This is a genomic window from Geodermatophilus sp. CPCC 205506, assembly GCF_051383635.1.
Classification (GTDB): Bacteria; Actinomycetota; Actinomycetes; order Mycobacteriales; family Geodermatophilaceae; genus Geodermatophilus.
Window position 1 is genome coordinate 26,586 of sequence record NZ_JALPKP010000002.1, and the last position, 19,261, is coordinate 45,846.

General features: G+C 75.0%; 15 protein-coding genes. 13 read left to right on the plus strand and 2 right to left on the minus strand.

Translation table 11 applies throughout. From position 1 onward, the window contains the following. The first annotated feature begins 45 nt into the window (after nucleotides 1-45). Complete coding sequence (locus tag MY520_RS01555; protein ID WP_436689388.1) at nucleotides 46-618, plus strand: RNA polymerase sigma factor; 573 nt, start codon at nucleotides 46-48, stop codon at nucleotides 616-618. Between the two features lie 3 nt (nucleotides 619-621). Here MY520_RS01555 and MY520_RS01560 read toward each other — a convergent pair whose 3' ends face one another. After that, nucleotides 622-1,935 carry a Dyp-type peroxidase gene (locus tag MY520_RS01560; RefSeq protein WP_436689390.1) on the minus strand — a complete coding sequence of 438 codons (1,314 nt, stop codon included), beginning with the start codon at nucleotides 1,933-1,935 and terminating at the stop codon, nucleotides 622-624. A gap of 21 nt (nucleotides 1,936-1,956) precedes the next feature. Further along, a complete protein-coding gene (locus MY520_RS01565; RefSeq protein ID WP_436689392.1) occupies nucleotides 1,957-2,412 on the minus strand; it encodes a hypothetical protein in 456 nt (151 codons plus the stop codon). A gap of 170 nt (nucleotides 2,413-2,582) precedes the next feature. Here MY520_RS01565 and MY520_RS01570 point away from each other — a divergent pair, with 170 nt between their 5' ends. From MY520_RS01570 to MY520_RS01625, 12 genes are all read left to right on the plus strand, one after another. Continuing rightward, a complete protein-coding gene (locus tag MY520_RS01570) occupies nucleotides 2,583-3,326 on the plus strand; it encodes an AfsR/SARP family transcriptional regulator (RefSeq protein WP_436689394.1) in 744 nt (247 codons plus the stop codon). 140 nt (nucleotides 3,327-3,466) lie between these two features. Then, complete coding sequence (locus tag MY520_RS01575) at nucleotides 3,467-4,267, plus strand: AfsR/SARP family transcriptional regulator (protein ID WP_436689396.1); 801 nt, start codon at nucleotides 3,467-3,469, stop codon at nucleotides 4,265-4,267. 85 nt (nucleotides 4,268-4,352) lie between these two features. Beyond that, the gene (locus MY520_RS01580; RefSeq protein ID WP_436689679.1) at nucleotides 4,353-6,068 is read left to right on the plus strand and encodes a M20/M25/M40 family metallo-hydrolase; all 1,716 of its coding nucleotides are present in this window, start codon (nucleotides 4,353-4,355) and stop codon (nucleotides 6,066-6,068) included. Between the two features lie 84 nt (nucleotides 6,069-6,152). Further along, nucleotides 6,153-7,298: a DUF2235 domain-containing protein gene (locus tag MY520_RS01585; RefSeq protein ID WP_436689398.1), complete on the plus strand. Its 1,146-nt coding sequence runs from the start codon at nucleotides 6,153-6,155 to the stop codon at nucleotides 7,296-7,298. A 69-nt stretch (nucleotides 7,299-7,367) separates the two neighbouring features. Further along, the gene (locus MY520_RS01590) at nucleotides 7,368-9,431 is read left to right on the plus strand and encodes a M36 family metallopeptidase (protein WP_436689400.1); all 2,064 of its coding nucleotides are present in this window, start codon (nucleotides 7,368-7,370) and stop codon (nucleotides 9,429-9,431) included. Nucleotides 9,432-9,523: 92 nt separating this feature from the next. Continuing rightward, on the plus strand, nucleotides 9,524-11,776 hold the full coding sequence (locus MY520_RS01595) for a hypothetical protein (RefSeq protein WP_436689402.1): 2,253 nt from the start codon (nucleotides 9,524-9,526) through the stop codon (nucleotides 11,774-11,776). Nucleotides 11,777-11,803: 27 nt separating this feature from the next. Then, the gene (locus MY520_RS01600) at nucleotides 11,804-12,337 is read left to right on the plus strand and encodes a hypothetical protein (protein WP_436689404.1); all 534 of its coding nucleotides are present in this window, start codon (nucleotides 11,804-11,806) and stop codon (nucleotides 12,335-12,337) included. A 172-nt stretch (nucleotides 12,338-12,509) separates the two neighbouring features. Next, complete coding sequence (locus MY520_RS01605) at nucleotides 12,510-13,265, plus strand: hypothetical protein (RefSeq protein ID WP_436689405.1); 756 nt, start codon at nucleotides 12,510-12,512, stop codon at nucleotides 13,263-13,265. Nucleotides 13,266-13,287: 22 nt separating this feature from the next. Beyond that, nucleotides 13,288-14,430 carry a M14 family metallopeptidase gene (locus tag MY520_RS01610; RefSeq protein WP_436689407.1) on the plus strand — a complete coding sequence of 381 codons (1,143 nt, stop codon included), beginning with the start codon at nucleotides 13,288-13,290 and terminating at the stop codon, nucleotides 14,428-14,430. Between the two features lie 32 nt (nucleotides 14,431-14,462). Next, complete coding sequence (locus MY520_RS01615; RefSeq protein ID WP_436689409.1) at nucleotides 14,463-14,693, plus strand: hypothetical protein; 231 nt, start codon at nucleotides 14,463-14,465, stop codon at nucleotides 14,691-14,693. 176 nt (nucleotides 14,694-14,869) lie between these two features. After that, nucleotides 14,870-16,843 carry a S41 family peptidase gene (locus MY520_RS01620; RefSeq protein WP_436689411.1) on the plus strand — a complete coding sequence of 658 codons (1,974 nt, stop codon included), beginning with the start codon at nucleotides 14,870-14,872 and terminating at the stop codon, nucleotides 16,841-16,843. A gap of 11 nt (nucleotides 16,844-16,854) precedes the next feature. Beyond that, on the plus strand, nucleotides 16,855-19,257 hold the full coding sequence (locus MY520_RS01625) for a patatin-like protein (protein WP_436689413.1): 2,403 nt from the start codon (nucleotides 16,855-16,857) through the stop codon (nucleotides 19,255-19,257). Nucleotides 19,258-19,261 lie beyond the last annotated feature (4 nt).

The window sequence follows — 19,261 nt, forward strand, 5'->3', positions numbered from 1 at the left end:
CTCCTCCCGGCGGCGGTCCCGCCGCCGGGAGAAGGGGGAGGGGACATGGAGCCCGCAGACGTTCCCGCACTGGTCCGGCGCGCCACCGGAGGCGACCGCGCGGCATGGGACGCCATCGTCGCCGAGTACGGCGGCCTGGTGCGGTCGGTGGCCCGCGGTCACCGGCTGAGCGAGGCCCAGACCGCCGACGCGGTCCAGACCACCTGGCTGCTGCTGGTCGAGCACCTGGCGGCGATCCGCGAGCCGGAGCGGCTGGCCGGCTGGCTGCGGACGACGGCCCGGCGGGTGTCCCTGGCGATCGTGCGCGAGGCCGGCCGGGAGGAGCCCACGGACACCTGCGACCGGTGCTCGGGCACCGGCTCGGACGAGGCCGCTCCCGAGGCGAGCGCGGTGCGCCGGGACCAGCAGGTCCTGGTCCGCCGGGCCGTGGCGACGCTGCCGCCGCGGCACCGGCAGCTGCTGGTCCTGCTGGCCGCGTCGCCGCCGGCCAGCTACGCGCAGATCAGCGCGGGGCTCGGCATCCCGGTCGGCAGCATCGGGCCGACGCGGGCACGGGCCCTGGCCCGGCTCCGGACGGCGCTGGAGACCGCGGGCCTGCACGACGCGGCCCTCAACTGACCGTCACAGGCCGGCGAGGTGCCCGATCGCGGTGCGGCTCGGGAGGAAGAGATAGGCGCCGCCCCGGGTGGTGACCAGGCGGGGCAGGTCGGTGAGCGCGGACCGCCCGCCGGGAACGGCGAGGGGCAGCGTGCCGCCGGCGCCCAGGAGGGGGTCCTGCGACCGTCCGAGGCCCGGCGCGAAGCGCCCGTCGTTGGCCCACTCGCGCATCAGGAACTCGAACTGGTCCCGGAGGCTGACCCCGATGAACAGACCGAGCAGCCCGCGGTCCTGCCCGTCCCGCGGGTGCGCGGGGTCGGCGGGCGGGCCGTAGGTGAGCCCGCGCCGCACGATCCGGTGCTGGTGCCCGCCGTTGCCCGCCACGCGGGAGTCGCGCGGGTACATGCGCCGGATGTGCGACCCGATCGGGCAGCGCTCGCCGCGGGGGTCGCCGGCGTAGCCGAAGTCGTTCAGCCGCTCCGCGGACACCGGCGGCTCGGGGGAGCCGGTGTCCGGGGAGAGCACCAGCGGCGTTCCGTTGCGCCAGCGCCCGCAGAGCCGCGCGGCGACCAGCTCGGGGGACGTGCCGGTGCGGCGGGACTGCTCGGCGAGCAGGTCCCGGAAGGCGTCGACGTCCTGGGCCAGCATCCGGAACGCGGCGAAGCTGCCGTCGCGGCCCAGCGCCGGCGGCTCCGGCACCGGGTAGGTGAAGTCGCGGAACTGGCTCGGGTGGCCGAGCAGGAACGCCCCGGCCGGCGCCTCGGGCAGCCGGTCGGGCGGCCCCGGCGGAGGGGCGTCGCCGACGGTCGGCTGGGAGATCCCGTCGACGTAGCCGAAGTGGTCCACCCGGTCGCCCAGCACCGCGGCGTCCAGCCGGCACAGCTCCGTCACGCCCGGGGCGGTGCCGGCCAGGACGTCGTCCGTGGCCCGCTCCACGGCCGCGTCGGACTGCCCGAACAGCGAGACCAGCAGGTGGAACCCGGCGTCCCGGAACACGGGGAGCCAGTGCTCGGGAGCGCTGGGCCCGACGTCCCCCACCCGTTCCGCACGGGCCACGGCGCCCGCGGCGAACTCCTCGGGGAAGCTCGCCAGCGACTCCTCGGGGACGCCGAGGGCGCGCAGGCCGCCGTGGGTCACCGAGAGGTTGAGACAGCAGTCCGGCTTCTCCGTCCAGGGCGTGCCGGTCGTGACCTGGGGACGGCGGGAGCCCCCGTCGACGAGGGAGCCGAGCAGCTCCCGTGCGGCGGGGGCGGAGTCCACCCGCAGCACCAGGTGCCGGGCGCGGGGCATGGTGTACCCGCGGACCACGAGGCCCTGGACGTCGGCGAGGTCGAGCACCGGGACCTGCCCGCGGCCGGGTCAGCTGCCGCTGTCGGCGGCGAGGATGTCCAGCACCGTCCGGTCCGGGTAGGCGCTGTAGAACGGCGGCAGGCACCGCAGGTCGTTGCGACGCACGTAGTCGAGGAACTCCTGGCGGTGGCGCTGCACGGGAAGCGGCGGGGCGCTGTCCATGTGCTGCAGGAGGTCGTTGAAGACGTCACCGATGTGGTCGACGAACTCGTTGACGTAGGCGTCGAAGTCGCCGTCGTACGTGGTGATCACGGCGAGCTTCTGCTCGTCGAGGAACACGAACCGGGCGAAGTGCACCGTGGCGATCTTGTCCAGGGCGGCGATGATGGGGTTCTGCTCGCGGGGCAGTGACTGCAGCGCCTCGAGCTTCCCCTGCAGCGTCCGGCGCTCCTCGGGTGACCGCAGGGTCATGACGAGGGTGAGCGGGTTCTGCACCGGGTCGTCGGCGGCGTTCGGTCCGGTCATGGCCGATCCCTCGTCTCGTGTCCCGCGCCCCCTGCCGGGGCGGCTCGGTGCCGCCGACCCTCCCTCCGGGTCATCACCGCCGCGTCACCCGCCCGTCACCGCCGCGGTGTATCAGCGGCACCGCTGCCCGCCTCTGCTGGTCGACGACCGCACTGGGGAGGGGCACGCCGATGGACCAGGTCCTCGCGAGCAGGCCGCGGGTCACGCTGCTCGACGGGTTCTCCGTCCGCGGCGCACGGACGCCCGGCGCCCCGGTCGCCGGCGAGCTGCCCCGGGCGGTGCAGCGGGTGGTGGCCCACCTGTGCCTGGCCGGCCGGCCGGCGCGGGCGGCCGTGGCCGGCCGGCTGTGGCCCGACGTGCCCGAGGACCGGGCCCAGGCCAGCCTGCGGTCGGCCCTGTGGCGACTGCGCCGGTGCGCGCCCGAGCTGGTCGACGCGTCGGGCGGCCTGCTCCGGCTCGCCGCCGGCGTCGGCACCGACGTGCGCGAGCTGCACGCGTGGGCCGAGCGCGTCTGCGATCCCCGGACCGCAACCGGCCGGGTGACGCTGCCGCACGCGGCGCTCCTCGGGGACCTGCTCCCCGGCTGGTACGACGACTGGGTCCTCCTGGAGCGGGACCGGCTCCAGCAGCTGCGGCTGCACGCGCTGGAGACCGTGGCGGCCCGCCTCGCTGCCGCCGGTCGTCCTGCCGCGGCCCTCGAGGCCGCGTACCTGGCCATCCGGGCCGAGCCGCTGCGGGAGAGCGCCCACCGCACCGTCGTGCGGGTGCACCTCGCCGAGGGCAACGTGGCCGAGGCGCTCCGCGCCCACGACGTGTTCCGCGACCTGCTGAGCGACGAGCTCGGCGTGCCTCCGACCGCGCGGATGACCGGGCTGGTCCAGGGTCTTCCACGGCTGCGGCGGATCGCCTCCTGACCGCCCGGGATCCCGCCCGCGGCCCCGTGATCAGGGTCCAACGTCCATTGACGCCCGCCAGGCCGTGTCGGAACGATTGCGTTTCGTCACCACGCCGTGCAGAGACCCGCCGACCGCCCAGAGGGCTGGAGAGGGGCTTCATGAACGTTCCGACCGCACGCGTCTCCCTGCTCGACGGCTTCCGGGTCTCGGTCGACGACGTCCGCGCGGAGTCGACCGTGAGCGGCCTGCCGCACGGCGTCCAGCGCCTGATCGCCCACCTCAGCCTGTGCGGACGCCCGGCGCGCGGGGCCATCGCCGGCCAGCTCTGGCCCGACGTCCCCGAGACGCACGCCCACGGCAGCCTCCGCTCGGCGCTGTGGCGCGTGCAGAAGGCGGTGCCGGGGCTGGTCGACGTGTCCGGCGGCGCGGTCACGCTGGCCGAGGGCGTCTCCGTCGACGTCCGCGAGTTCGTCGACTGGGCGCACGCCGTCCTGGACCCGGGCATCCGGGTCGACCGCATCCAGACGCCGGCGACGGCCCTCGCCGGAGAGCTCCTGCCCGGCTGGTACGACGACTGGGTCCTCCTGGAGCGGGAGCGGCTGCGCCAGCTGCGCATGCACGCCCTCGAGGTGCTGTCGCACAAGCTGGTCGTCGCCGGGCGCCACGGCGAGGCGGTGCAGGCGGCCTACGCCGCCGTCCGGGACGAGCCGCTGCGCGAGAGCGCGCACCGGGCGATCGTCCGGGTCCACCTCGCCGAGGGGAACCTCGCCGAGGCGATGCGCGCCTACCGCGCCTTCCGGGACGCGCTCCTCCGGGAGCTCGGCGTCCCGCCCACCCGGCAGATGGAGGACCTGGTCGCCCGGGGGCAGGCGCGCCTCGCGGGCGGCGGCCGGGGCGCGGGTGTCCCGAGGCCCCGCCCGGTGACCGCCCCCGCGCCCGCCGGGGCGCCGGGCGGGTGACCCGGACAGCGACCCTCGCCCACACGGGCGGCGGCTGGGAGAGCCGGGGGACCGGCCGGTCAGGGAAGGGGTGGGGCCGGTGAAGATGGTGCTGTTCGACCTCGGTGACACGCTGGAGTCCGACGGCGTCCTCAGGCCGGGAGCGCTGGAGACCCTCGAGGAGCTCACCGGCCTGTGCGCCGGCGGGCGCCCGGCGGTGGTCCTGGGGCTGCTGTCGGACTTCCGCGACGCGGCGGACCCCGCGGACGTCCCCGAGATCGTCGCGGAGTACCACGCCCTGCTCGACGAGCTGCGCATCCGCCGGTTCTTCGAGCCGCTGTCCCGGCGGGTGACCCTCTCCACCGAGGTGGGGGTGCGCAAGCCCGCCCCGGCTGTCTTCCGGGCCGCCGTGGCGAAGGCCGAGCCCGCGCTCGCCTTCTCGGACGTCCTCTTCGTCACCGAGAACGCCGGGCACGTGCGGGCGGCCCGGGAGCTGGGGATGGCCGGCGTCCACCTCCGGCCGCCGGGCGGGACCGGCGGCGAAGTGGCCGAGCTGCCCGACCTCGTCCCCCTCGTGCGGGCCCTCGTGGAGGGGACGACGGGGGAGGACGCCCGCGGTCCGGCCCCGGACAGCGCCTGGACGCGGCTGGGGGACGAGGTCGTCGTCACCGGGGACGCGCCGCCGGCCGACGCCGGGGAGGCGCCCCGCGCGGGCCGGGTGCACGTGCACGCGGCCGACGCCGCCGAGCGGCTGTTCCTGGTCACCCAGAACGGACGGCTGTTCCAGACCGAGCACCCGGACGTGCCGGTGCTGGTCGACACCGGCCGCAACCTGGTGGTGGACCTGGAGCCGGCGGCGGCGGAGCGGCTGGGGACCGGCGACGGCGTCTGCTGGTCGATGCGGCCGCTGCCCGGCGGCTCCGTCGTCGTCGCCGCCGCACCCGTCCTCGACCGGGCGCCGGAGGAGCGGGACGAGGTGCGCTGCCTCGTGGACCGGCTGTCCCGCGACGGGCTGACCGCCGACCTGGAGACCCTGGTGGGCCACCCCACCCGGCACTCCGCGAGCGATGACTTCGACACCGCCGCGAGCCGGGCGGCGGACCAGCTGCAGACGGCGGGGTACGCCGTCACGACCCAGCCGGTCCCGCGCGGCGGAGGCCGCTGCCGCAACGTCATCGCCGACCGGCTCGGCACCGGCCCGGAGCCCCGGGACGTCGTCCTGGTCACCGCTCACCTGGACTCGGTGAACCGGCTCGGGTCGCAGGCCCCCGCGCCGGGGGCGGACGACAACGCGTCCGGCAGCGCCGGCGTGCTCGCCCTCGCGCGGGTGTTCGGGGACTCGCAGGCGGCGCTCGACCTGCGCCTGGTGCTGTTCGGCGGCGAGGAGCAGGGGCTGTTCGGCAGCCGGCGCTACGTCGCGGAGCTCGCCGGCCCGGAGCGGGCCCGCATCCGGGCGGTGGTCAACATGGACATGATCGCCGGCCGGAACACCCCGGCCGCGGGGGTGCTGCTCGAGGGAGCCGCCGTCTCCCAGGACGTCGTCGACGCGCTGGCGCGGGCCGCGGCGACCTACACCGGCCTCGCCGTGAGCACGAGCACCAGCCCGGCCAACAGCGACCACGTGCCGTTCATCGACGTCGGCATCCCCGCCGTCCTCACCATCGAGGGCGCCGACGGCACCAACGCGCGGGTGCACACCGAGCAGGACACGCTGCCGGCCCTGGACACCGAGCTGGCGATGGAGATCCTCCGGATGAACGTCGCCTTCGTCGCCGAGACGCTCGCCGGAGGCGACGGCGCCGGGGGCGACGGCCCGGCGTGACGGTCGCGTGACGGTGCCGTGACGCGACCCCTCCTAGCGTCCGTGCAGCGGCCCGGAGGTGACCGGACCAGCCGAGGAGGGGCCATGCCCAAGCGTCTGGTGCTGTGCTGCGACGGCACCTGGAACACCGCCGACCAGGAACGCGACGGCCACCTGTGCCCGACCAACGTCAGCAAGGTCGCGCTCGGGATCGCCGCCCGGGACGAGGACGGCGTCGAGCAGCGCGTCTACTACCAGCAGGGGGTCGGCACCAAGCCGGGGGAGCGCATCCGCGGCGGCGCGTTCGGCGTGGGGCTGTCGCGCAACGTGCAGGACGCCTACCGGTTCCTCGTCGAGCACTACGAGCCCGGCGACGAGATCTTCCTCCTCGGCTTCAGCCGCGGCGCGTACACGGCGCGGAGCACCGTCGGGCTGGTGCGCAACTGCGGCGTCCTGCGGCGGGAGCACGCCGGCCGGCTCAAGGAGGCCTACACGCTCTACCGGACCCGCGCCGTGCGCCCCCGCGACATCGAGTCGCAGCTGTTCCGGCGGTCCTACAGCGCCGAGCCCAGGGTCCGCTTCCTCGGCGTCTGGGACACCGTGGGGTCGCTGGGCATCCCGTCGGTCGGGCTGGGGCTGGCGGGGCTGGTCAACCGCCGGTGGGAGTTCCACGACACCAAGCTGAGCGGCATCGTCGACGCCGCCTTCCAGGCGCTGGCCATCGACGAGCGGCGCCGGCCGTTCGAACCTGCCCTCTGGGACCCCGCGCCGGTCGAGGGGGGCCGGCGGGTGGAGCAGGTGTGGTTCAGCGGCGACCACTGCGACGTCGGCGGAGGGCACCGGGAATCCGCCCTGGCCGACATCGCGCTGCTGTGGATGCTCGACCGCGCGCGGTCCTGCGGGCTGGCGTTCCGGGAGGACGCCTACCGGCGTCCGGCCGACGGCGGGCCGGAGAGCTTCGACGGCCGCACCTTCCCGGTCGACCCCGATCCGCTCGGCGAGCTGCACGACTCGCGGCGGTGGTTCTTCCGCCTGGTGCGGCCCTACGCGCGCCCGGTGGGCGCCCACGACCCGGCCTCGGAGTCGGTCGCCTCCAGCGCGGTCCGGCGGCGCGAGGACCGCCGGGCGAGGTACGCGCCCCGCCGGCTGGTCGCCTACCTCGACCGGGAGCCGCGGGTGACCGAGGTGCCGCTGCGGATCGGCCGGCCCACCACCGCACCGGTCGCGGTGGGCGCGGGCACCGGACGCTGACGGCCGGCCGACCGGCCTTCTCACGGGGGACGACGACGAGGGCGCCCGGCGCCCGGACAGGGGGACGACATGGCCACCAGGGAACTGCCGCAGGACTTCCACGCGCTCTACGACCCCGGGGTCCGGCGGACCCGGGTCGGCGCGCCGACGGTGGCCGAGGAGCCGCCGCCGGCACCCGTCGGCGAGGGGGTGCAGGTCGACCTCGACGAGGCCACCGGGCTCCCCAACCGGATCGCCGGCCTGACGCCGGCCGCGGCGCCGGCCGACCGGGCCGGCGGGTCCCCCGAGGAGGCGGTCGGGCGGTTCATGTCCGAGCACGGCGGCCTCTGGCGCCTGTCGCCGCAGGACGCCGCGGGTGTGGCGGTCGAGTCGGTCAGCGGCTCCCGGCTGCGCACCGCCCACCTCGTGCAGCGCGCCGACGGCGTCGAGGTGTTCAACTCCGAGGTCACCGCCGCGATCAGCCCGGACAACGAGGTCGTCTCCGTGGCGGGGCAGTTCTTCCCCGGCGCCGCGGACGCCTCCCGCGCCGACCGGTCCGGCGGGATCACGCCGGAGCAGGCGATCGCCGCCGCGGCCCGTGACCTCACCGGCGTGGAGTACGACGCCGCCTCCTTCGTCCGGAACGACAGCGGGTCCGGCGGGCCGGGCGCGTACCGCAGCTACCGCTGCGAGGCACCCGCGACCGAGGAGCGGCCGGCGTTCGAGCGCCCGGTCCGGATCAAGGACGTGCTCTTCCCGCTCGGCGCGCAGACGTTCAGCCCGGCCTACTACCTGGAGCTGTGGATCCGGACGTTCCCGGCCTTCAGCTACGTCGTGGAGGCCGCCGCCGAACCGGACGTGCTGTTCCGCAAGAACCTCCGGGCCGACGTCGCCTTCGGCTACCGGGTCCACAACACCGAGGACGCGGTGTGCCGGCCGGAGGACGGGCCGGCCCCCGGCTCGCCGCACCCGACCGGCGTGCCGGACGGGTTCCAGGCGCCGACCATCCCCGAGCGCCTGGTCACGCTGGAGGGCCTGCTGCCCGGCCGGCCGTGGCTGCCGGACGGCGCGACGACGACCGTGGGCAACAACTGCACCGCCTACGCCGACCTGGCCGCACCCGACGGGCTCGGCCCCGGCGACGTCTTCGGCGAGGTGACCGGCGACCACGTCTTCGACCACGTCTACGACCACGCGAAGCCGGCGACCGACCCGGAGAACCTGCAGGCCAGCCTGGTCGGGATGTTCTTCCACGTGAACTGGCTGCACGACCGCTGGTACGAGGCCGGGTTCGACGAGGCGGCCGGCAACGCGCAGCAGGACAACTTCGGGGCCGGCGGCCTCGGCGGCGACCCGGTCCTCGCGGAGGGCAACGACTTCAGCGGCACCGACAACGCCAACATGCAGACGCCGGCCGACGGCGACAGCCCCCGGATGCAGATGTTCGAGTTCCGCGGGATCAGCCCGTCCCGGACCAGCAACCACGAGGCGCTGATCACCTTCCACGAGATGGGTCACTACGTGACCAACCGGCTGGTCGGCAACGCCAGCGGCCTGGCCAACCGGCAGGGCCGGGCGATGGGGGAGGGCTGGGGCGACTTCTTCGCGATCTGCATGACCTCCCAGGCCGGCGACGACTTCGCCGGGGGCGTCTTCCCGGTCGGCGGGTGGACCGACCTGACCCCCGGGTTCACCGACAACTACTACTTCTCGATCCGGCGCTACCCGTACTCGGTCGACACGGCGAAGAACCCCCTGACGTTCCGGCACATCAGCGACGGCGTCGTGCTGCCGGCCGGCCCGCCGCGCAACCCCAACGGGGGCGGGTCGAACAGCGCGGTCCACAACGCCGGCGAGATCTGGTGCGCGGCGCTGTGGGAGGTCTTCGTCAACCTCGTGCAGCGGCACGGCCACGCCGACGCCGAGCGGCGGGTGCTGGAGTACGTCATCGGCGGGCTCAAGCTCACCCCGTCGATGCCCACGTTCACCCAGGCCCGCGACGGCATCGTCACGGCGGTGACGGCACTCGACCCGGGCGACCTGCCCGACGTGTGGGCCGGGTTCGCCAAGCGCGGCATGGGTGTGGGCGCGGTGGCACCGCCGGCCACGTCGACGTCGCTGGCCGGCGTCGTCGAGAGCTTCGCCGCCTCCTGAGCCCCCACCGGCGCCCCGCCGGGCGCCGGTGACGGCGCGGTGACGGTGCCTGCCGACGCTGGTCGTGCCGCGACCGCAGGGGAGGCCCCGCCATGACCATGGCCCTCGACCCCACCGTCCACGACGGCCTGGTGGGGACGCCGGAGGACGCCCTCGACCCCGGCGCCCCGTCCTCGAGCGCACCCGGCGACGGCCCGGCCGCCGCCGTGCCGCGGGCGGCGGTGAGCGGGCGCTACCAGGCGACGGTCGCCGGCTGGCAGGTCGAGCTGCGCGTGGACGTCGACGGCGACCGGCCGACCCGCCGGGTGAGCGGCGACTTCTTCGCCACGACCGGCGCGACGACGAGCTACTTCGGCTCGTTCGTCGTGGACACGCCGGAGATCACCGAGACGCCCGCCCTGGTCCGCGTGCGCGGCCGTGGCCGGTTCACCTGGGGCGCGACCGCCCGGCTGGTCACGGTGGTGGTCCCGCGGGTGCCCGCGGGAGCCGCCCGGGCGCCGGCCCTGCTGCGGTTCTCGACCGTGGCGGGCGATCCGGCGCCCGGCGGCCCGGAGGCCGCCGGCCCGAGCGCGACCTTCCCCTGCGCGTTCGCCTCGCCGTGGTTCCGCACGGTCGTGTGGGAGCAGGACTCGGTCGCCGGCGCCGTCCCGCTGGTCTCCTACGACACCGGCCTGCTGCCCCGGCCGCCCGGCGTCCCGGCGCGCGTCCTCGGCGTGACCGAGGCGTACGCCGACGCGGGTGTCCAGCTGCTGTCCTCGGGCATGGTCAACGTGCTGCCGCTCTCCGAGGCGGGGGCCGGCACCTCCCCCCGGTGGAGCGACAGCGAGCTGCACAACGCGATGGCCAAGCACTTCAGCCTGTTCGCCGACGCCCCCCGCTGGCAGGTGTGGCTGCTGGTCGCCACCGCCCACGACCAGGGCTACCGCGGGATCATGTTCGACTACGCCGACGCGTTCCAGCGGCAGGGCTGCGCGGTCTTCTACGACGCGATCAAGGGCGAGGACCCGGCCAGCCGGCGCGCCGCGCTGCGCACCTACGTGCACGAGCTCGGACACGCGTTCAACCTGCTGCACTCCTGGCAGAAGAACGGGGCGAGCCCGCCCGCGCCGCTCGGCCCCAACGCGGGCCTGGGCGACCTGTCGTGGATGAACTACCCCTGGCGGTACGAGCCGCCGCCTCCGGCACCCGGCGGCGAGCAGGCGTACTGGAGCGCGTTCCCGTTCCAGTTCACGACGAACGAGACGGTGCACCTGCGGCACGGCTTCTACCGGGACGTCGTCATGAGTGCCAACCCGTTCGGCACGGGCGCCGCCGACACGGAGCTGGACCCCGAGGTCTTCGCCGAACCCGTCGCCGACCGGTCCGGCCTCGCGCTGGAGCTGCGGGCCCGGCCCGCGTTCGCCTACGGCGAGCCGGTCGTGGTGGAGATCAAGCTCAGCGCCACCGACCTGCGGGGCACCACCACCCACGGTTATCTGCACCCGAACGACGAGTTCGTCTCGGTCGCCGTCCGGCAGCCGTCGGGCCGGACGGTGCTGTTCCGGCCCCTGCTGCGGCACTGCGTGGACGAGGACCGCCGGCTCCTGCTGGACCCGGGGCGGCCGGCGGTCTACGACAGCGCCTACATCGGGTTCGGCCGGGACGGCCACCTGTTCGAGGAGCCCGGCCGCTACACCCTCCGCGCCGTCTACTCCGGCACCGACGGGTCCCGCGTGCTCTCCGCTCCCACCGAGCTGCGGGTCCGCCGGCCGCTGACCGCCGAGGACGAGGAGATCGGCGACCTCCTGCTCGGCGGAGAACAGGGGCAGGTGCTGGCCCTCCTCGGGTCGAGCAGCGACCTGCTGCGGCAGGGCAACACCGCGCTCGACACCGTGCTGGAGGAGCACGCCGGGCACCCCCTGGCCGTCTACGCGCGGCTGGTGAAGGGCGTCAACGCCGAGCGGGACTTCAAGGACCTCGGCGCGGACGGCGTCCTCCGGGTCCACGACGCCGAACCCGGGGAGAGCATCCGGTTGCTGTCCGAGGTGGAGCAGGCGTCCACCGGCGCGGGCGGGGTCGACAACATCACCCTCAACACCGCGATGCGGACCCTGGCGATGGCCGAGGCGAGGGCCGGCAACCCCGAGCGCGCCCGGGAGGTCACCGAGCGCATGGTCGACGTGTTCGCGCAGAAGAAGCTCAACCCCGCGGTGCTGGAGACCATCCGGCAGCAGGCCGAGGCGACGGCGGCCGCCGTCACCGCGCTGACCGGCGAGGAGCCGCCCGCGCGGCGGGAGGACATCCCGGGGCAGCGGAAGGGCGAGTCGGCCCCGCGCTCGGGGGCGAAGCGGTCCGCCCGCCGGTAGCGCCGTCCGGCGGGCCAGGATGACCGGGTGACCGTCTCAGCCGCGGGCCGGGGCGACGGCGTCCACCTCGCCCTGCACGTCGCCGCGGGCCCGCACCCCGTCGGTGTCCCGGTGCCGGTCGAGGTGCGGATCACCAACACCGGGGCGGCGCCGATCCGGATGCCCCGCGTCCTCGACGGGTCGGAGACCGCGACGCGGCTGCCGCACTACCGGCCCGCCGTCCTCCGCGGTGCAGAGCAGGTGGCCGGCCCGCCGGCGGCCGAGGACCCCCTGGTGGGGCCGGTGCGACCGGAGGACCTCCGGCTGCTGGGGCCGGGGGAGGAGTTCGACCCGTCGGCGCGGTCGGACGGCGGGGGCCTGCCGCTGTCCACCTTCAGCACCTTCCGGCCGGACCGGCCCGGTGCGTACCGCTTCGCGCTCCAGCTGGACACCACCGGCGGCCCGGAGGCGTGGATGGGCCGCTTCGGCCAGGAGCCGTACCGGGCGCAGGTGCTGCCGCTGCTCGCGGAGGTCCCGCAGGTGTTGCTCACCGCCGCGGTCGACGTCACGGTCGGCCCCTGAGCCCGGCCGGAGAGTGGACTTCCGCGCGGAAAGTGCGGTGCGGGACGGACTCCCCGCGCGGGATGTCCGCGGCCGGGTGCTGGGTGACGGCGTCGTGACGGCGCCGTGATGCGGCGTTCCCTACCCTCCCGTCGTCCACCGCTGGCGGTCCACGCACGACGACGAGGATGAGATGCGCTTCGACGGAGTCGAGATCAAGGTGACCCTCGGCGGGAAGCAGACCGGTCCCGCCGTCCAGGCGCTCGATCTGCCCTCGGTGGATCCGTGGCAGATCTGGTTCTGGGAGGACGTCACGCCGGGCAGCGGTCCCGGGACGCCGCTGCTCGACCTCGGCGTCATCCTGCGGGCCCGCGACCGGGACGGCGACGACGACGCGACGATCAAGCTGCGGCCGTGCCGGCGCTCCCAGCTGACCGACCACTGGCTCGCCGCGAAGAAGGGCGAGACCGACGACGGCGACAAGTGGGAGCTCAAGGTCGAGGCCGACTGGTCGGGCGACCGGAGACTGCTGGCGGCGTCGCACACCTACGAGCGACCCGGCGCCCTGATCCGGGAGGCGGGGGGCGGCGACCGGCCGGTCGCGGAGCTCTTCACCCGGGAGCAGCTCGACTTCCTCCGCGACTGCGCGGGGACGGCGGTCAACCTCGCCACCCTCACCGCGCTCCCGCCGGTGACCGCGACGCGGTGGAAGAAGGTCGCCGAGGCCCCGGCCGAGCTCGGCCTCCGGGCCGAGCGGTGGACGGTGGGCGACCTCGACTTCCTCGAGTTCTCGGTGGTCGCCGACCTGGCGGAGGCCCGCCGGACGCAGGCCGCCCTGACCGACTTCGTGCGCTCCCTGCCCCTGCCGGCCGATCCCGGCGCGAAGCCCGAGAGCAAGACCCGCCAGGTGCTCGAGCACCTGGTGGCGCGCGCCGTCGAAGCACGCTGACCACCGCGCCGCGGGAGGACCGATGACCGGCATCGTCGCCAGGGTGACGTCCACGGGTGCCGAGGCCCCGCTCGCCGGGCTGCTCACCGCCCCGCTCGGACTGGACGTCTGGGAGGTCACCCCCGAGCACATGGTGCTGCAGCTCGAGGAGGCCCAGGCCGGCCGGCTGGAGTCGATGGGGTACGCCGTCGAGCAGCTGCAGGTGACCGAGGGCTACGTGTCGCGGTTCGCGACCGACGCGGCGGCGGCCGGCTACCACACCGTGGCGACCCTGGAGGCCGACCTGCGGCAGCTGGCCGAGCGGCACCCGGAGATCGCCGAGCTGCACGAGATCGGCCGCAGCGTCGAGGGCCGGCCGCTGTGGGCCCTGCGCCTCGGCGAGCGGCGGGGGAGCGATCGCCGGGTGGCCTTCCTCGGCTGCCACCACGCGCGCGAGTGGATCTCCGTCGAGGTGCCCTACCGGCTCGCCGAGCACCTGCTCGACCACTCCTCCTCCGACCCGGTGCAGCAGTGGCTGCAGCAGGGTGAGGTCTGGGTGGTGCCGATGGTCAACCCGGACGGGCACGAGCACACGCGGACCGAGAACCGGCTCTGGCGCAAGAACCGGCGACGGAACCCGAACGGCACCGTGGGCGTCGACCCCAATCGCAACTACGGCTACATGTGGGGCACGCTGGACACCAACACGGCCAGCCACGTCCCCGCGGACCAGACCTACGTCGGCCCCCGCGCCTTCTCCGAGCCGGAGGTGCGCGCGGTGCGCGACCTCGTCGCCCGGCAGCGCTTCGGCGGCGTCCTCACCTACCACAGCTACTCGCAGCTGATCCTGTACCCGTGGGGGTACACGACCGGGCCGATCAGGGACGCGGCCGACCTCGGTGAGATGCGGAGCCTGGCGGAGGAGATGGCGCAGCTGGTCAAGGGCGTGCACGGGGAGACGTACACGGCGAAGCAGTCCTCGCAGCTGTACCCGACCGCGGGGGACACCACCGACTGGACGCACGGGGAGTACGACGTCCCGTCCCTGACCATCGAACTGCGGCCGGCCTCCGCGATGGACGGCGGCTTCATCCTCCCGGCCGACCAGATCGAGCCGTGCTGGGAGGAGAACCGCCCCGCTGCCCTGGAGTTCATCCGGCACGTCCTGGCGGCACCCGAGGGCTGACGACGGCGGACCCGGACCGGCGGGAGCGACGGATGGCGGCGGCCGAGCAGATCTGGATCGCCCGCCTGACGCCGCCCGCGGGGGGCAGCGTCGCCGACCTGCTCGACCTGCCGCTGGGTCTCGACGTGTGGGAGCGCTCCGCCGGCTCCCTCGTCGTGGCCGCGCCCGAGAGCAGCCTCGCCGAGCTCGAGCGGCGCCGGCTGGCGTCCGTGGAGCGGTGGGCGACGAAGGAGGAGTACCAGGCGCGGATGAGGACGGAGTAGGCGGCCGGGTGACCCGCCGTGCCGCCTACGACGGGGCGTCGACGCCCGCGGGGGAGCGGCTCCTCCGCCGCCCCGGTTGCGGAGGGGCCGACGGGGCCGGACCCGTGACAGCGGGGTGACGGCCTGGTGACGCTCGTGCACGCAGGCTCGTCCGGGTCCGAGCGGAGGAGGCAGGGATGACAGGGGTGCCACGGGTGGAGCTGGCGGAGGACCACCCGCTGGGCGCGGTCCGGACGATGCCGGAGTTCCGGGCGGGACTGGCCGAGGCGACGATGTCGGAGGCGGACCGCCGGCTCCTGGTCGAGCAGGCCGAGGCGCTGGTCGACGGCGTCTACGTGCACCTGCCGCTCAAGCGGGCGATGCACGCGATCGACCCCGAGCAGTCGCTGCGCCTGCTCCGGCACCGGCTGGCGACCATGAGCGACGCCGCGTTCCACCGCGAGCTGCTGCGCATCTTCCAGCAGCTGCGCGACCTGCACACCAACTACATCCTGCCGGCGGGGTACGAGGGCTTCGCGTTCCTCGGCATCTTCGTCGAGCGCTACCGCGAGTCCGGCGAGGACCGCTGGCTCGTCTCCCAGGTCTACGACCACATCGTGGGCGACCCCCACCTGGTCCGCGGCGCCGAGATCACCCACTGGAACGGCGTCCCGATGGCCATCGCGGTGGAACGCAACGCCGAGCGCGAGGCCGGCAGCAACCCGGCCGCCCGCCGCGCCCGCGGCCTCGAGAACATGACGATGCGTCCGGTCCGCATGTCCCTGCCGCCCGACGAGGACTGGGTCGAGCTGACGTACCGCGTCCCGGCGGGGGACGGCGGCTCCACGACCCACGAGACCCGGGTGCCGTGGCGGGTGTTCGCCAGTGCCCGGGAGGTGCGCGACTTCGGCGTGGGGGTCACCGCGGCGGCGCCGTCGACCTCCCGCGGCACCCGGGCAGGTGCCCTCGGCACCGGCGTCGACCTGGACCACCTCGTCGGGCTCGACCTGCGCACCGAGCTGACCCGGCGGGCGAAGCGGGAGTTCTTCGCGCCGGAGTCCCTCGCCGAGGAGGAGCGGGTCCGTTCGGCAGCCGAGGAGGTGCCGCCCCCGACGGAGGGGCAGGCCGAGGCCGGGGTGATCCCCACGACCCGACCGGCCGAACTGCGGGCCCGGGTCATCACGACGTCGTCGGGCCGGTTCGGCCACCTGCGGATCTTCACCTTCTTCATGGCCGACCGCGACATCGAGGCGTTCCTCGACGAGGTGGTGCGGTTGCTGGCCGTGCTGCCCGAGGAGGGGCTGGTCCTCGACGTCCGGGGCAACGGCGGGGGATACGTCATCGCCGCGGAGTTCCTGCTGCAGTTCCTCACCCCGCAGCTCGTCCAGCCCGAACCGATGCAGTTCGTCACCACACCGGGGACCGCGCAGCTGTGCGCCGCCGTCGACGACTACGCGTCCTGGCGGCGGTCCATCGACGAGTCGGTGGAGACCGGGGCGCAGTACTCCAGCGCGATCCCGCTCTACCCGACGGACCTGGTCAACTCGGTCGGCCAGCTGTACCACGGCCCCGTCGTCCTGGTGACCGACGCGCTCTGCTACAGCGCGACGGACATCTTCTCGGCCGGGTTCCAGGACCACGGCATCGGGCGGGTGCTCGGCGTCGACCAGAACACCGGGGCCGGCGGGGCCAACGTCGTCCAGCACGGGCAGCTGCTGCAGGAGTGGACCGGTGGTCCACTGCGAGCCCTGCCCGGCGGCGCGGACTTCCGGGTCGCCCTGCGGCGGAGCCTCCGGGTGGGCGCCCGGGCGGGGCAGCCGGTCGAGGACCTGGGCGTCGTCCCCGACGAGGTCCACGAGCTCACCCGGCGGGACCTCCTCGGCGACAACGAGGACCTCATGGCGCACGCCGGGCGGATCCTCGCCGGCAGCCGGCCGCGACGTCTGTCCGCGACCGCCGGCGTCGTCGGCGCCACGCTCCGGTTGACCCTCGAGACCCGTGCCCTCTCGAGCGTGGACGTCTACGTCGACGGTCGGCCCGCGGTGTCCTCGGCCGTGACGGACGGGACCACCGAGGTGGACCTGCCCACCGCGGCAGCCCCCACCACGGTCCGGCTCGCGGGCTTCGACGGGGACCAGCTGGTCGCCGGCCGCGTCCTGCGGGCCCGCTGAAGGGAACCGCGATGACGACCGGCCGTCCCGAGGACCGCATCCAGCTGCGGTTGGCCCTGGTCTGCTACGGCGGTGTCTCGCTCGCCGTCTACATGCACGGGGTCACCAAGGAGCTGCACAAGCTGGTGCGGGCCTCCCGCCGCTTCGACGACGTCGACGACCTCGAGGCGCCCAACCCGTTCCCGGACGACGACACCGAGGCGGCCTACTTCGAGGCCCTCCGTGAGCTCGCGCAGGGCGGGCGCCGGCTGTCGGTGACCATCGACATCGTGGCCGGCACCTCCGCCGGGGGCATCAACGGCGTCGTCCTCGGCAAGGTCCTGGCGCGCGACGGGGACCAGGACGGCCTGCGGAAGCTGTGGATCGAGGAGGGCGACCTCCGCAAACTGCTGCGCGGCCCGCGCGTCGGGGGCCTGCGCCTGCGGGCCGCGCTGGCAGGCCTCCGACTGGCCGGGCTGCAGCTCTTCGGCAGCGACAAGGCCACCTCTCCGCTGCGCGGAGAGCGCATGTCCCGCCTGCTGATCGAAGCGATGCGGGACATCGACGTCGGTGCGCGGGGCGACGCGACCCTGCTGCCGCGGTCCGGATCCCTCGACCTGTTCGTCACGCTCACGGACCTGCACGGGTTCCAGGTGCTCGTACCGTCGGGTGCGGGGGGCGCCAGCCAGCGCGACCGGCAGCACGCCCAGGTGCTCCGGTTCTCCGCCCGGTACGGCGACACCGGCGAGTTCGGCCCGGAGGCGACGCCGGACCTCGCCTTCGCGGCCCGGGCGACGTCGAGCTTCCCGGGGGCGTTCGCCCCGGTCAGCGTCACGTCCTTCGGGCAGGAGTGCGACACCCGGATGGATCGCGAGACGCTGTCGCAGCGGTTCGTCTACCGCTACGACGAGCAGGGCGCCCGGGCGGTGAACGCCTGGTTCGTCGACGGCGGAGTCCTCGACAACGCCCCGTTCGACCTGGTGGTCCACGCCATCGGCCGGAAGCGGGCCGAGTCCGAGGTGATCCGGTCGCTGATCTACATCCAGCCCGATCCCGGCCAGCCGTTGGCCACCGCGCCGCCCGCGGACTCCGGCGGCGCCCCGCCCCCCGCGCCGTCCTGGCTCCAGGGCGTCGGCAAGGCGGTCCTCGGCGTGCGCGGGTCCCAGGGGGTCCTGCGCGACCTCTTCGCGCTCCGTGACCTGAACACCCGGATCAGTGAGGTCGGCTCGATCGCGGCCAACCAGATGGCCCAGGCGCAGCGGCTGCTCGACGATGCCGTTCCCCGCGCGGACGAGGACGCGCTCAGCTGGGAGGTGAGCAGGGAGGGGTTCCAGGCGGTCTCCGACGAGGTCCACCGGGGCGCACAGCGGGAACTGGGCGCGTCGTACGCCTCGTACTGCCGGCTCAAGGCGGGGGCGGCGGCCCGCCGGATGGCCGACGAGGTGGCCCGGCGCTTCGTCTGGCCACCGGACGCCGGCCGCACCGCCTTCGTGCGGGCGGCCATCGGGGCGTGGGCCCGCGGGCGCGAGGAGTGGAACGATCCCGACCCGACGCGGCTCATGGAGATGCTCGGTCCGGTCGACCTGCCCTACCGGGAGCGGCGGCTGCTGTTCCTGCTGGCGGGCGTCAACGACCTGTACGACTGCCTGGGCGAGGGCCCCCACGCCCCCACCCGCAGCGACCTGGACACGCTCAAGCGGCTGGCCTGGGACCTCATGGACCAGCTGCACCGGGTCCCCGGCGAGGCCGTCGCGGGCGTGCCCGACGCCCTGGTGCAGTTCCTCTCCGCCGACCGAGTCGACCCTGCCCTGCTCGAGGACCCCCAGGTGTTCGCCGAGGAACACGCGGACGACTTCCCCGAGCTGTTCGAGGCCTACCGAGACTCACTCACCCGGCGCCTCGGCGACGGCGGTGCGCAGCTGTGGCAGGCCTTCGAGACCTCGACGAAGGGCTGGGGGCGCACGTACCGCCGCGCGCTCCTGTCGCGGTACCTGGCCTTCCCCTTCTGGGACGGCCTCATCTTCCCGACCGTCGCCCTGTCGGAGGTCCCGCAGTTCTCACCCATCGGTGTCGCCCAGTTCAGCCCCCTGGCCGCGGGGGCGCTGGTCCCGCCGGAGGGCGGCAAGCTCAAGGGCGTGTCCCTGCACCACTTCGCCGGGTTCGTGAAGCCGGAGTGGCGGGAGAACGACTACCTGTGGGGGCGCCTGGACGGCGTCGAGCTGGTTCTGCGGACGCTCTACACCGCGGGGTCGGCGCGGCCCGCGGTCGCCGACACGGCGCCGCCCGAGTCGCAGGAGGCGGCCGTCCGCACGGCCGGCGGGGCGGTCCTCCAGCGGGGGTTGCGGGGAGTGCTCGCGGCGGAGAGCGGCCTGAGGCGGATCGCGGCCGCGCGCCGGAGCCTGCTCCAGCAGGTGGAAGCCCTGCCGCTCGCGTGAACTC

Excerpts from the sequence above, each read along its gene's own strand:
- MY520_RS01555 (WP_436689388.1), top strand. The coding sequence starts at position 46 with ATGGAGCCCGCAGACGTTCCCGCACTGGTCCGGCGCGCCACCGGAGGC.
- MY520_RS01565 (WP_436689392.1), bottom strand. The coding sequence starts at position 2,412 with ATGACCGGACCGAACGCCGCCGACGACCCGGTGCAGAACCCGCTCACC.
- MY520_RS01570 (WP_436689394.1), top strand. The coding sequence starts at position 2,583 with ATGGACCAGGTCCTCGCGAGCAGGCCGCGGGTCACGCTGCTCGACGGG.
- MY520_RS01575 (WP_436689396.1), top strand. The coding sequence starts at position 3,467 with ATGAACGTTCCGACCGCACGCGTCTCCCTGCTCGACGGCTTCCGGGTC.
- MY520_RS01580 (WP_436689679.1), top strand. The coding sequence starts at position 4,353 with ATGGTGCTGTTCGACCTCGGTGACACGCTGGAGTCCGACGGCGTCCTC.
- MY520_RS01585 (WP_436689398.1), top strand. The coding sequence starts at position 6,153 with ATGCCCAAGCGTCTGGTGCTGTGCTGCGACGGCACCTGGAACACCGCC.
- MY520_RS01590 (WP_436689400.1), top strand. The coding sequence starts at position 7,368 with ATGGCCACCAGGGAACTGCCGCAGGACTTCCACGCGCTCTACGACCCC.
- MY520_RS01595 (WP_436689402.1), top strand. The coding sequence starts at position 9,524 with ATGACCATGGCCCTCGACCCCACCGTCCACGACGGCCTGGTGGGGACG.
- MY520_RS01605 (WP_436689405.1), top strand. The coding sequence starts at position 12,510 with ATGCGCTTCGACGGAGTCGAGATCAAGGTGACCCTCGGCGGGAAGCAG.
- MY520_RS01610 (WP_436689407.1), top strand. The coding sequence starts at position 13,288 with ATGACCGGCATCGTCGCCAGGGTGACGTCCACGGGTGCCGAGGCCCCG.
- MY520_RS01615 (WP_436689409.1), top strand. The coding sequence starts at position 14,463 with ATGGCGGCGGCCGAGCAGATCTGGATCGCCCGCCTGACGCCGCCCGCG.
- MY520_RS01620 (WP_436689411.1), top strand. The coding sequence starts at position 14,870 with ATGACAGGGGTGCCACGGGTGGAGCTGGCGGAGGACCACCCGCTGGGC.
- MY520_RS01625 (WP_436689413.1), top strand. The coding sequence starts at position 16,855 with ATGACGACCGGCCGTCCCGAGGACCGCATCCAGCTGCGGTTGGCCCTG.